Raw genomic sequence first — 12,018 nt, 5'->3', positions numbered from 1 at the left:
AATGGCGACTTTGGTGCTGACGGTGGTGGGCGGGATTGTCGCGGGCCCGGTGGGCGCCGCGATCGGCGCGACGGTCGGGCAGCAGGTCGACGCCCAGATATTCAAGCCCAAGGCGCGCGAGGGGCCGCGGCTCGCCGATTTGAAGGTCCAGGCGTCGATCTATGGCCAGCAGATCCCGCAATTGTTCGGGACGATGCGCGTCGCGGGCAGCGTGATCTGGGCCACCGACCTGATCGAGCGGCGGGCCAAGCGCGGGGGCGGCAAGGGGCGGCCGTCGACGAGCGAATATAGCTATGCCGTATCGCTGGCGATCGCACTGTCGTCGCGCCCCGTCCGCGCGATCAAGCGCATCTGGGCCGACGGCAATCTGCTGCGCGGGACGAGCGGCAGTTTTCGCGAACGCTGCACCTTTCGCTGGTATGACGGGAGCGAGGATCAGGAGGCCGATCCGTTGATCGCGTCGGCGCTGGGGATCGCGTCGGCGAGCGCGTTTCGCGGGCTGTCGTACGCGGTCTTCGAGGAACTCGAACTGGGGGCGTTTGGCAACCGGATCCCGTCGCTGACCTTCGAGGTAGAGGCCGATGTGGGGAGTATCGACGTCGGGCTGATCGGCGACGAACTGCTTGGAGATGTGGGGCGCTGTGGCGGCGAATGGCCCTTTTCGGGCTATGCGGCGTCGGGCGACCGGGCACGCGACGCGCTGGCGCCGCTGTTCGATGCCGACGGAGTGCGGCTGGCGAGCGGGCCCGAGGGCTGGCATTTGGCGCCGGCGACAGGAGCAGGCGACGTGCCGGCGCTGAGCGGCTTTTTCGAAGCGCGGCGGAACGACGCTGCTGGCGATTGCGCCGAGCGGAAACGCGCGCCCTTGTCGTCGCTGCCGGGGATGGTTCGCCTGCGCCACTATGAGCCGGAGCGCGATTTTCAGCTCGGCCAGCAGACGAGCCGGGTCGCGGGCGGCGGCGCACACGAGGAACGGATCGACCTGCCGGCGGTGCTGCCGGCGTCGTCGGCGCGGGCGCTGGCGCAACGCCTGGCCTCCGCCGCTGCGGACGAGCGCGAGACAGTGATTCGGCACGCCGACCTGGCCGCGCTGGTGCTAACCGTCGGAGGGGTTGTCGTCGACGCCGACGGGAGCCGCTGGCGGCTGGTGGGGCGGATAGTGCGCGGGAACGAAATCTCGCTCGAATTGCGACGCCACCAACCGCTGCCCGCCGCCGAGCTTCCGGCAGCGCCAGGCGTTCCGGTCGGCGCTCCCGACTGGCCCGACGCCGCCGGCATGGTTCACCTGTTCGATCTTCCCAACGCGGGGAGCTTCGCCGCCTCGACGCCTAGAATCCTGATCGCCGGGGCGGGTAGCAACGATGGTTGGCGTGGCGCCGATTGCTGGTTTGTCGCGTCGCCCGGGGCCGAACCGGTCTCCGTGGGATCGTTGCGCCCGGCGGCAGCGCTCGGCCTGCTTACCGCGCCGCTGACGATGGGGAACGAAAGCCTGTTCGATCTTGTCGGCACGGTGACGGTCGAACTGGTCAATTCGTCGATGATGCTCGAATCGGTTGACGATGCCGCGCTGCTGGCTGGTGCCAACCGGGCAATGGTGGGCGGCGAGCTGCTGCAGTTCGGCGAGGCCGAGGTCGTGGGGCCGCGGATATGGCGTTTGACGCGCTTGCTCCGCGGGCGTTCGGGGACCGCGAGCCAGCTGATTCATCCGGTGGGCGAGCCATTTGTCCTGCTCGACGATCCGGCGTTGCTGATGCTGCCCGAGGTGCTTGCCGCGATGACAGCGGGAGAGGGTGCGGCGCTTCAATGGGCCGCGCGGAACGATACTGCATTCACCGAGATCGAGGTAGTGGCAGCCGGACAAGCGTTGCAACCGCTTTCGCCCGTACACGGGCAAGTCCGCGAGGACGGCGCGGGCGGAATCACGATCGGATGGACAAGACGAAGCCGCGTCGACACCGGCTGGCGCGATCATGTCGACCTGCCGCTGGGCGAAGCCCGGGAAATGTGGCGCGTTTCGATGGTGCCGCCGGTTCCCGGCGTCGGGCCATGGGAACTGGAGACACCGACGCTGAATATCGGCGCCGACGAGTTGGCAGCGCTGGCACCGGGACACGCGATGGAAATTCGTCAAACGGGGGATTTTTCTCAGTCACCACCGCTCTTTCTGACTTTGACATAAGGACAGATCATGACCGACATGCCGATCACGCCGCGCTTTGCGTTACCGTTACTTGCCGTTGCGCAAGCGCAAAAGGAGGTAACTCACAACGAAGCTCTGACCTTGCTCGACGCGCTCGTTCACGCAACGGTCGAAGGGGGGCCGCTTGCGACACCGCCCGCGAATCCGGTTGCCGGAGAATGCTGGGTCGTCGGTGCAGCGCCGGCTGGGGCCTGGGCCGGGCGTGGCAATGCAATCGCGATCTGGACGTCGGGCGGTTGGCGATTTACGGTGCCGCGCGAGGGGATGCGCGTCATCCGGATCGTCGATGGAGCGCGGCTCCGATTCGAGGGCGGGGCATGGGTCGAGCCGGCAATGGTCGCCGCGCCCGCTGACGGCTCGGTGGTCGATTCCGAAGCGCGGAGCGCGATCGCGGCGCTGATCGCGCAGCTTGTCGCGGAGGGTATCTTGATTTCAGGCTGAATTTCCGTGCGTTGACAGAAAAAGTGCGACTTTTTGGCAACAGATTGACGATTTGTTTCACTTGCACGGAACCAAAGCGGCGAGTAGGACGTCTGCCGAGACGTATATCTCAAATTGAAAGGGGAATTACTATGAGGAAGCTTGCCGTCGCTGTGGCGTTGGCCTCCACCACCCTGGCGTCGCCGGTTCTGGCGCGCGACAACTCCTGGTATGTTGGTGTTGGTGCCGGCGCAATGCTCGTCGAGGACCTGGATCTCGATATCGGCACCTTCAACAATGCCGGTACGCTCGATCATCGCGCTGGCTATGATGTCGAAGGTACCGTCGGTTATGACTTCGGCGGTTTCCGCGCGGAAGTCGAAGTCGGTTACCGCGAAGCCGACATCAAGTCGGGCCGCTTCACGAGCCCGGGTATTCCGAGCCGCGCTGACGGCACCGGCGCTTTCACCGGTAGCGCTGATCTGAACGGCGATTCGAACGCACTCAGCTTCATGGTCAACGGTCTGCTCGACTTCGGCGACGACGATGGTCTTCAGGGCTTTGTCGGCGGTGGTGTCGGTGTTGCCCGCGTTTCGGTCGAACCCGTTCTGGCAGGCCCGTTCCTCGACGATTCGGACACGGGCTTTGCCTGGCAGGCGATCGCGGGTGTCCGCGCTCCGCTTAGCGACAGCATCGATGTCGGCCTGAAGTATCGTTTCTTCAACGCCGACAACCTCGATCTGGTCGACCAGGCGGGTCGCGACGTTTCGACGCGCTTCCGTTCGCACTCGATCCTCGGCACGTTGACGTTCAACTTCGGTGGTGCAGAGCCGCCGCCGCCGCCGGCTCCGCCCCCGCCGCCCCCGCCGCCCCCGCCGCCCCCGCCGCCTCCGCCGCCGCCGCCGGTCGTGGAATGCGCGCCTGGGCCGTACATCGTGTATTTCGACTGGGATCAGTCGAACATCACGCCGGAAGCGGCTTCGACCCTCGACAACGCGATCAGCGCCTACAACCGTGGTTGCACGGGTACGCAGGTCATGCTCGCCGGTCACGCCGACCGTTCGGGTTCGGCCACGTACAACGTCGGCCTGTCGAACCGCCGCAACGACGCGGTTCGCAGCTACCTGACGGCTCGTGGCATTTCGGATGGCTCGATCAGCGCGCAGGGCTTCGGCGAAACCCGCCCGGCCGTTGCGACCGCCGATGGTGTCCGCAACGACCAGAACCGTCGCGTGGAAATCACTTACGGTCCGAACTCGGGCATGTAAGACCGATTTCTATCCCCGACGGGATTGGAAAAAGAGGGGCGGCACCGAAAGGTGTCGCCCTTTCTTTATGCGCGATTCGCGCGGGGAGTTATTGGAAGGTGCTTGCGATTTTTCTTGCCGATCTGGAATAATGATATACCATCACGTCTTGGCTATGGGGTGACCCCCAAGTTCTTGACGGGGTGGGGTGCTGATCGATTACGGCGCTCATTCCCGAGCGGGAGAGAGACGATGCGCAAACGCAGCATGTTCCATCGCAGCATTTTTCGCGCCGACCCCAATGGTGATCCCGACATCAACACGACGCCGCTGATCGACGTGATGCTGGTAATGCTGGTGATGTTTATCATTACCATTCCGCCGCCGACGCACAGCGTCGATGTGACGTTGCCGGCCGATGATGTCACCGGCAAGATACTCGACCAAAATCGCGTGACGATCGATACGCGCGACGTGATCCGCTGGAACGACGAAGCGATCGACCTCGCCGAGCTGGGGGTTCTGGTAAGGCAGGCATCGGAGCGTGCCGAGCCGGCGGCGATCCTGCTCGAACCCGATGCCCGGGCGCGTTACCTGCGCGTCGACGAGGCAATCGGAGCAATCCGGCGCAATGGCGGGACCAAGCTCGCCTTTCCAGGTATCGAGGGTTACGCCGGGCTGATCTGAGATTTGAAGGGCGTCGTCGTTTAGGCGGCGGGCGCCGTTCCGGGGCGAAGGTGGCGCATCATATAGGCGACATAGTCGGCCTTGCCGAGCGGGACGCCCATGTGGCGCAATACGGCATAGGCGGCGACGCGATGGAAGTAGAATTGCGGCTGCGCCCAGTCGCGGACATAGTCCGCCGCGCTGAGATCGAAGATCATGCCGTTCGGCAGGTCGAAGCTGACGGCCCGCTCCAAGTCGTCACCAAGTGCGGTGCGATCGACGCTATCGAGGACCGCCAGCGTCGCGGCGATCTGCTCCTGCATTCCGGCGAAGTCTGTCGCATCCTCGGGAAGCTCGTGGATCGCGATGCCCCCGAGCCGGCTCAGCGGCTGCAGTGCCTGGGCGCAGGTAAACCGGATCTGCGCGGCGAGGGGAAACATGTCGGGGGCAAGCCGGGCGATCGCGAACTGCAACTCGCCGATGCCGTTTTCCGTACCCCATGCGCTTGCCTTCGACAGCTCTCCGGACAGCGCCTTGAGGCCGTTCTGGTAGGCCGGTATGGTCAGGTCGTAGAGCATCGTCTTCCTCCGATTCTTGTCAGGCCGCGGCGAGATTGTCCTGGAACTGAAGCCGCGCAAGGCGAGCGTAGAGGCCGTCAGCCGTGACGAGTTCATCATGGCGGCCTTCCTCGACGATGCGGCCATCGTCCATCACGATGATGCGGTCGGCGGCGCGCACGGTCGCGAGGCGGTGGGCGATGACGATTGTCGTGCGATCGGCCATCAGCGTCTCGAGCGCGTCCTGCACGAGCTTCTCGGATTCGGCGTCGAGCGCCGAGGTCGCTTCGTCGAGCAGCAGGAGCGGCGCACGGCGCAGCAGCGCACGGGCGATCGCGATGCGCTGGCGCTGGCCGCCCGAGAGGCGCGCGCCGCCTTCGCCCATGAAGGTGTCGAGTCCTTGCGGCAATTTGCGGAGGAATTCCTCAGCATTGGCAGCGCGCGCGGCGTTCCACAATTCCTCGTCGCTTGCGGTCCAGTTGCCGTAGCGCAGGTTGTCGCGCGCTGAGGCAGCGAAGATCACCGTTTCCTGCGGCACCATTGCTATGCGCGCGCGGATGTCGGCGGGGTCGGCCTCGGTCAGCGGCACGCCGTCGAGCAGGATTTGCCCCGCCTGCGGATCATAGAAACGTTCGGCAAGCTGGAAGAGCGTCGACTTGCCAGCGCCTGAGGGGCCAACGATCGCGACCGTCTCGCGCGGGCGGATCGCGAGCGTGAAATCGTGGAGCGCCGGCGCATCGGGACGGGTCGGATAGTGAAATTCGACCTTCTCGAATTCGAGCATGCCGAGAGCCGGTTCGGGGAAGAGGCGTGGGCTTGCCGGTGCGGCGATCGTCGGTTCGGCATTTAGGAGTTCGCTGAGCCGCTCGGCGGCGCCCGCGGCGCGGAGCAGGTCGCCATAGACTTCGGTGAGCGCGCCGAACGCCCCCGCGACGAGCCCGCCGGTAAGGACGAAGGCTGCGATGGTGCCGCCGGTGATCGTCCCTTGCGCCACGCCTTCGGCGCCGTACCAGAGCAGGGTCGTGATCGCACCGAAAAGCAGGCCGATGACCGTCGCGGTGATGATCGCGCGAAGACGGATGCGGCGCTTTGCGGTCGCGAAATTGGCCTCGACCGCGGCAGAAAAACGATCAGCCTCGCGCGCTTCCTGGCCGAACGCCTGGACGATTTTCATTGCCCCCATCTGTTCGGCGGTTGTCGCGCCGATGTCGGCGACGCGATCCTGACTGGTCCGCGAGACTTTCTGAAGCCGCCGGCCGAGCAGCACAATCGGCAGGATGATGACTGGAATACCTAGAAGGATGCCCGCGGTGAGTTTTGGCGAGAGGCTGAACAGATAGATGATGCCGCCGACGCCCATGACCATGTTCCGCAACGCGACCGACACGGTGGTTCCGACCACCTGCTCGATGATGGCTGTATCAGACGTCATGCGCGACGCAATTTCGGAGGGGCGGTTCTCTTCGAAGAAGCCGGGTGCGAGGCGTAGCAGGTTCTGCTGCACTGCCTGACGGATGTCGGCGACGGTGCGTTCGCCGAGCCAGCTGACGAAATAGAAGCGCAGCGCGGTTGCAAGGGCGAGCGCGACGACGATCGCGTAAAAGAGCCGGAAATGGGGGGCCACGTCGCCGCCGCCGGCGATGAACCCGCTGTCGATCATCTCTTTGAATTGATAGGGAATCGCAAGCGTTGCGAGTGCCGCAATCCCGAGCGCGATCGCGGCGACGATCAGTTGCAGCGGATAGCGGCTGGCATGATGCCAAACCATGCGCAAGCTACCGAGCTTGCGGCGGGGTTCGGCGGAAGCGTTTGCGACGGAAAGATCGGATTGGCTAGCCATTACACTGCCCCTAGCAGCGGCGCCAAGCGCGCTCAACGACCCAGAGCGGCACTTTCACTGCAAAGGGTTTGAAGCATTACGAAATGATGCGTTGCACAATGGCAGTGATTGCCTAGACTGTGAAGCATCAGGGCGCCGGAAGAGCGCCCCCCAGGACGCAAGGAATGTCGATCGATGCTGTACCACGCCTTTGATATGCAGAAAAACTGGCTTGCGGGGGCCAGCGCGCTTGCGACCGCGGGTGCTCAGGTGATGCAGCATCCGGCGAATCCGCTCGGCTATTTCGGCGGCAGCCCGATGTTCGCCTCGGCGCTTGAAGTCTTCGCACATGCGGCGGCGCCGCGCGGCAAGCCGGGGTTCGAACTCTATGACACCGTCGTCAACGACGAGACCGTGCGTGTCGCCGAAGCGATCGAGGCACGCAAGCCTTTCGGCCAGCTCAAGCATTTCAAGCATAAGGGTACGAAGGACGCGCCCAAGCTGTTGATCGTCGCCCCGATGTCGGGTCATTATGCGACACTGCTGCGCGGAACGGTCGAACGGATGCTGCCCGGGCACGATGTGTGGATCACCGACTGGCGCGATGCGCGGAACGTACCGCTGGAGGCGGGCAAGTTCGATCTCGATGATTATGTCGACTATCTGATTTCGTGGCTCGAGCACATCGGGCCCGGTGCACATGTGCTGGCAGTGTGCCAGCCGTCGGTTCCGAGCCTCGCCGCAGCGGCGATCATGGCGGCGAACAAGCATAAATGCCGGCCCAAAACGCTGACGATGATGGGTGGGCCGATCGACACGCGCAAGGCTCCGACCGCGGTGAACGACCATGCGATGACGCGGCCGCACGCCTGGTTCCAGGAAAATGTGATTGCGACGGTGCCGGCCTATTATCCCGGCGCCGGCCGTCGCGTCTATCCGGGCTTTCTGCAGCTCGCCGGTTTCATGTCGATGAACCTTGGCAACCATATGATGAGCCATTGGGAGATGTTCAAACATCTGGTCGAGGGCGACGGCGAAAGCGCGGACAAAACCAAGGAATTTTACGACGAGTATCGCGCGGTATGCGACATGACCGCCGAATTCTATCTCCAGACGGTGGACATCGTGTTCCAGCGCCATCTGCTGCCCAAGGGCGAGATGAGGCACCGTGGCCAGCCGGTTGATGTCGGCGCGATTGAGGACATCGCGATCCTCGCGATCGAGGGCGAGCGCGACGATATTTCGGGGATCGGTCAGACCAAGGCTGCGCTGACGCTGGCGAAGGCGCTGCCGGTGAAGAAGAAGAAATATCTGATGGCGAAGGGCGTCGGCCACTACGGCATCTTCAACGGCCGCAAATGGCGCGAGGAAATCGCGCCGGTGGTCGAGAAATGGATCCGGACGCACGGCGGCTGACGACTGGAAGCGTCGGTCAATGCCAGGGCGAAGTCCGCACAGCCCAATAGACGATATAGAGCAGCCCTGCCCAGAGCAGGAGGATGAACGCCATGCCGGCGCGGCTCGACGGGCGCTCGCCGGCGGTTTCGGCGGTGGCATGGAGTTCTGCCCATAGCGGAGCGGGGATCAATCGCCGGACCACGAGCAGGCCGAGCGGGACGATAACGAGATCGTCGAGCCAGCCGAGCACCGGGATGAAGTCGGGAATAAGGTCGATCGGTGACAGCGCATAGGCGGCCACCGCGATCGCGAGCGCGCGTGCGATCAGAGGCACCCGCGGGTCGCGCGCCGCTAGCCAGGCGGCATGCCCCTCGATCGCGAGGCGGTGGCCGAGATCGCCGATGCGTTCGGAAAGGGATTTGCCGGTCATAGCGATCTACACTAGCCTTCCTGCATGGCTATCCAACTGAAAAGCGCGCGCGTCGAACGTTGGGCCGTCGCCGGTGAGTTCGTTATCAGTCGTGGCGCCAAGACGCATGTAGACGTCGTCGTCGCGGAGATCGAAGGCGGAGGCGAGATCGGGCGCGGCGAGGGAACCCCCGTCTATTATCTCGGCGAGGATGCGGCGGGGTGCCGCGACCAGATTCTGCTCGCCGCGCCGCATATCGGCAATATGGGCGCTGCCGAGGCGCGCGCAGCGGTTCAGGAGCTGATGGCGCCGGGCGCGGCGCGCAACGCGCTCGATTGCGCGCTGTGGGATCTGGAAGCGCGGCAACGCGGGCTCCGGCTCTGGCAGCTCGCCGGGTGCGACGGCGCCCCCACTTCGCGGGTCACGGCCTATACGATCTCGCTCGGCACGCCGGGGGCGATGGCCGAACAGGCGGCGACGGCGGCCGCCGACGGCTATCGATTGCTCAAGATCAAGCTCACCGGCGAAGGCGACCGGCTGCGCGTCGCAGGGGTGCGCAAAGGCGCACCCGAGGCGCGGCTGATCGTCGATGCGAACGAAAGCTGGGGCGAGATCGATATTTTGAGTGAGGCCGAGTCGCTTGCCGATATGGGAGTCGAAATGATCGAGCAGCCAGTGCCGGTGGGGGCCGATGCGCTGCTCGATCCGATTTATGCGCCGCTGCCCTTCATCGCCGACGAAAGCTGTCAAACCGCAGCCGACGTGGTGCGGATCGGACCCTTCTACGACGGAGTCAACATCAAGCTCGACAAGGCGGGCGGGTTGACCGAGGCACTCAGGATTGCGGACGCCGCCGACGCGGCGGGGCTGTCGATCATGGCCGGATGCATGCTTTCGACAAGTCTCGCGATCGCGCCGGCGTTCGTGCTGGCGCAGCGCGCGAAATGGGTCGACCTCGACGGTCCCGCGTTGCTGGCGCGGGACCGCGAAGGCGGGTTCGAATTTCGCGAGGGGCGGATCGGCCCGCCGTTGATCTGACCCTAGAGCGCCACCTCGGCGTGCTTGCCGAGATCGCCGTCTTTCATCGCCATTCCGGTCGCGAGTTTGAACATGCCCTTGATTCCGGGATCGGCGGTCCAGATTTCGGCATCGTCGAGGTCGAAACGCAACAGGACAAGCTTGGGATCGTCCTTGCCGCCCGGATACCAGGCCGCGATGCTGTTGTTCCACAACTTGTCGAGCACGGCGCGATTATTCTCGTGCACCAGCGTTCCCGAAATGCAGGCGAACAGGTCATGACCCTTGGCCGCGAATTGCGCCATTGCCGGGCCGCCGGCCGCCAAGCGATTGTCGGTCGCAGTGAAGAACCAGAACGCGCTGTTCGCATCCTGGTCGAGCTGCGCGTTCATCGGGATATGATGTTCGCGCTCGCCCGTTGCGCCGACCATGACATAGGGGCTGTCGGCCAGGGCTTTCCAAAACTGCTTTTTGATATCGTCGCTCATCGAAAGGCTCCATTTCTGCCCCCCGATGACCGATCAACGCGGCAGCGGTGCACTTGTTGCCCGGTTCAGCGCCGCCGCGGCTCGGCATAGCTGACGACTTCATATTCGATGCCGTCGGGATCGAGGAAATAGAAGCGCCGGCCGGGTTCGTAATCGCCATGGTTGAACGGCGTGAGACCCACCGCCTTGACGCGCATCTCTATCGTATCGAGATCGTCGACCTGCACCCCGACGTGGTTGAGCGGCTCGCCCTTGGGATAATGCGCATCCTGATGTTGGCCGTCGGGGCCGGTATAGAGCGCGATATAGGCGGCGTCGCTGCCGAGGTGGATCGTGCGCCCGCCGTCGCGCGCGGGGCCGCGCCAGCGCTCGTGCCAGCCGAAGATCGCCGACAGGATGCCCGCGGTGCGGTCGGGATCGCTGACGGTCAGATTGACGTGCTCGATGAAGGGATGCGTCACGGGGAACTCCTGATTCGGGTTGACGCAGCGGCTTATGAAAGCTCAAGTGAGGTTTAGATCAAGCGAAAAGCGAGGAGTGCGGATCATGCACCGGACCGACCTGATCGCCATCGGCGAACTCGCCGCGCGCACCGGCGTCGCGGTGTCGGCGATCCGATTTTACGAGGCGAAGGGGCTGATCGAGGCGCTGCGCACCGGCGGCGGACAGCGTCGCTTCCTGCGGGCCGATATCCGCCGCGTCTCCTTCATCCTGATCGCGCAGCAGATGGGTTTGAGCCTCGAGGAGATCGGCGACGAGCTGGCTCGATTGCCTGCGGGGCGGACGCCTAATGGCGCTGACTGGACGCGGATCAGCACCGGATTGCGCGCGCGGATCGATGCGCAGATCGCGGCGCTGACGCGAACGCGCGGGCTGCTCGACCAGTGCATCGGCTGCGGTTGCCTGTCGCTCAAGAAATGCGGGCTCTACAACCGCGGGGACAAGGCGGCGCAGCGCGGTGCGGGACCGCGCTATGTGATCGGCGACCGGGCGGGGGAGATTGCCGAGATCGGCTGACGACTTGGGGCGGTGAACGCTCGTTGCTTCGGGAGGCTCATTCGCCGATGCCGGATTGGCGGCGACACTTCCATTCTTGGAGCTTGATGCCCTTGATTGCAGGGCAGACATATTCATACTTGTCGTGGGAATCGCGTTCTATTTCGGACTTGTCCAGAAACTCCGCTCCTGTCGCGTCGCAGGCGCAATCAGGGCAATCGGGTAAGACACAGCCAACGGGATGATAATCCACCCGAACATAACCTGCCGCTTGCAATTCAGCGATGGTTGGCGCCCCCGCCGCGAGTACTGCCGCATATGGAGCGGAATCCACTTGGCCAGATTCCGGATTGCTGTCGTCTGCGTCTGTGGCGCACCCGCCGAGGATGAAGACTAGTCCCAATATTAGATTGCGCATCGCGGTCTGTCTCAACTCGATCCGGCAAAATCTGCTTGGTATGCCCAATGGCCCGCGATCCGTCGGAACCCGCCACTCAGGCTGCGCTTAGCGTCTCGATCTCGGGGGCGCCCGCAAGGCAGGGGCCGAGCTTGGCGCCGAGGGTGCGGAAATGGTCCGAGGCGCGATGCGCTTCCACCGCGGCTTCGTCGTCATAGCATTCCATGACCTTGTAGGCGCCCGCGTCCGCGGTGCGGAACAGCTTGTAATAGCTGTTGCCCGGTTCGTTCGCTCGAACGGCGGCGGCAAGTTCGGCGAAGACGCCTTCAAACGCTTCTTCCTTGCCGGGTTGCACGCGCAGGGTTGCGATGATGCCGATGCTGCTCATGTCTCTCTCCTCTTGC

At 64.5% G+C, this 12,018-nt stretch carries 14 protein-coding genes; 7 read left to right on the top strand and 7 right to left on the bottom strand.

Going from position 1 to position 12,018, the window contains the following annotated elements; translation table 11 throughout:
- Nucleotide 1: 1 nt before the first annotated feature.
- The 4 genes from E5675_RS17630 (at nucleotide 2) to E5675_RS17615 (ending at nucleotide 4,554) form a co-directional block, all read left to right on the top strand.
- Nucleotides 2-2,179: a phage tail protein gene (locus E5675_RS17630; protein ID WP_136175644.1), complete on the top strand. Its 2,178-nt coding sequence runs from the start codon at nucleotides 2-4 to the stop codon at nucleotides 2,177-2,179.
- Between the two features lie 9 nt (nucleotides 2,180-2,188).
- Nucleotides 2,189-2,641, top strand: a complete 453-nt coding sequence (locus tag E5675_RS17625; RefSeq protein WP_136175643.1) for a DUF2793 domain-containing protein — start codon at nucleotides 2,189-2,191, stop codon at nucleotides 2,639-2,641.
- A gap of 131 nt (nucleotides 2,642-2,772) precedes the next feature.
- Nucleotides 2,773-3,888 (top strand): OmpA family protein, encoded by a 1,116-nt coding sequence (locus tag E5675_RS17620; RefSeq protein ID WP_136175642.1) that lies wholly within the window; start codon nucleotides 2,773-2,775, stop codon nucleotides 3,886-3,888.
- A gap of 231 nt (nucleotides 3,889-4,119) precedes the next feature.
- Nucleotides 4,120-4,554: a biopolymer transporter ExbD gene (locus E5675_RS17615; RefSeq protein WP_136175641.1), complete on the top strand. Its 435-nt coding sequence runs from the start codon at nucleotides 4,120-4,122 to the stop codon at nucleotides 4,552-4,554.
- A gap of 20 nt (nucleotides 4,555-4,574) precedes the next feature.
- Here E5675_RS17615 and E5675_RS17610 read toward each other — a convergent pair whose 3' ends face one another.
- Nucleotides 4,575-5,111 carry a DUF1993 domain-containing protein gene (locus tag E5675_RS17610; RefSeq protein ID WP_136175640.1) on the bottom strand — a complete coding sequence of 179 codons (537 nt, stop codon included), beginning with the start codon at nucleotides 5,109-5,111 and terminating at the stop codon, nucleotides 4,575-4,577.
- Between the two features lie 19 nt (nucleotides 5,112-5,130).
- A complete protein-coding gene (locus tag E5675_RS17605) occupies nucleotides 5,131-6,930 on the bottom strand; it encodes an ABC transporter transmembrane domain-containing protein (RefSeq protein WP_136175639.1) in 1,800 nt (599 codons plus the stop codon).
- A gap of 174 nt (nucleotides 6,931-7,104) precedes the next feature.
- Between E5675_RS17605 and phaZ the strand changes: the two genes are divergently transcribed.
- Nucleotides 7,105-8,325 carry a polyhydroxyalkanoate depolymerase gene (gene phaZ, locus E5675_RS17600; RefSeq protein ID WP_136175638.1) on the top strand — a complete coding sequence of 407 codons (1,221 nt, stop codon included), beginning with the start codon at nucleotides 7,105-7,107 and terminating at the stop codon, nucleotides 8,323-8,325.
- A gap of 16 nt (nucleotides 8,326-8,341) precedes the next feature.
- Here the strand turns inward: phaZ and E5675_RS17595 are convergent, their stop codons facing one another.
- Entirely contained in the window at nucleotides 8,342-8,737 is a 396-nt protein-coding gene (locus tag E5675_RS17595) for a DUF1232 domain-containing protein (RefSeq protein WP_136175637.1), read from the bottom strand.
- A gap of 24 nt (nucleotides 8,738-8,761) precedes the next feature.
- Between E5675_RS17595 and E5675_RS17590 the strand changes: the two genes are divergently transcribed.
- Nucleotides 8,762-9,754: a dipeptide epimerase gene (locus E5675_RS17590; RefSeq protein WP_136175636.1), complete on the top strand. Its 993-nt coding sequence runs from the start codon at nucleotides 8,762-8,764 to the stop codon at nucleotides 9,752-9,754.
- Between the two features lie 2 nt (nucleotides 9,755-9,756).
- On the opposite strand, the gene E5675_RS17585 is transcribed toward E5675_RS17590, so the two are convergent.
- Both E5675_RS17585 and E5675_RS17580 read right to left on the bottom strand, forming a co-directional pair.
- Nucleotides 9,757-10,221, bottom strand: coding sequence for a pyridoxamine 5'-phosphate oxidase family protein (locus E5675_RS17585; protein ID WP_136175635.1), 465 nt, complete (start codon nucleotides 10,219-10,221; stop codon nucleotides 9,757-9,759).
- A 65-nt stretch (nucleotides 10,222-10,286) separates the two neighbouring features.
- Complete coding sequence (locus tag E5675_RS17580) at nucleotides 10,287-10,682, bottom strand: VOC family protein (RefSeq protein ID WP_136175634.1); 396 nt, start codon at nucleotides 10,680-10,682, stop codon at nucleotides 10,287-10,289.
- An 85-nt stretch (nucleotides 10,683-10,767) separates the two neighbouring features.
- On the opposite strand from E5675_RS17580, the gene soxR reads away from it, so the two are divergent.
- Nucleotides 10,768-11,238: a redox-sensitive transcriptional activator SoxR gene (gene soxR, locus E5675_RS17575; protein ID WP_136175633.1), complete on the top strand. Its 471-nt coding sequence runs from the start codon at nucleotides 10,768-10,770 to the stop codon at nucleotides 11,236-11,238.
- Nucleotides 11,239-11,275: 37 nt separating this feature from the next.
- On the opposite strand, the gene E5675_RS17570 is transcribed toward soxR, so the two are convergent.
- Nucleotides 11,276-11,635: a hypothetical protein gene (locus E5675_RS17570; RefSeq protein ID WP_136175632.1), complete on the bottom strand. Its 360-nt coding sequence runs from the start codon at nucleotides 11,633-11,635 to the stop codon at nucleotides 11,276-11,278.
- A 76-nt stretch (nucleotides 11,636-11,711) separates the two neighbouring features.
- On the bottom strand, nucleotides 11,712-12,002 hold the full coding sequence (locus tag E5675_RS17565) for a putative quinol monooxygenase (RefSeq protein WP_136175631.1): 291 nt from the start codon (nucleotides 12,000-12,002) through the stop codon (nucleotides 11,712-11,714).
- Nucleotides 12,003-12,018: the final 16 nt, after the last annotated feature.

It is taken from the genome of Sphingopyxis sp. PAMC25046, assembly GCF_004795895.1.
GTDB lineage: Bacteria > Pseudomonadota > Alphaproteobacteria > Sphingomonadales > Sphingomonadaceae > Sphingopyxis.
This window is presented reverse-complemented; position numbering and strand designations above follow the sequence as displayed.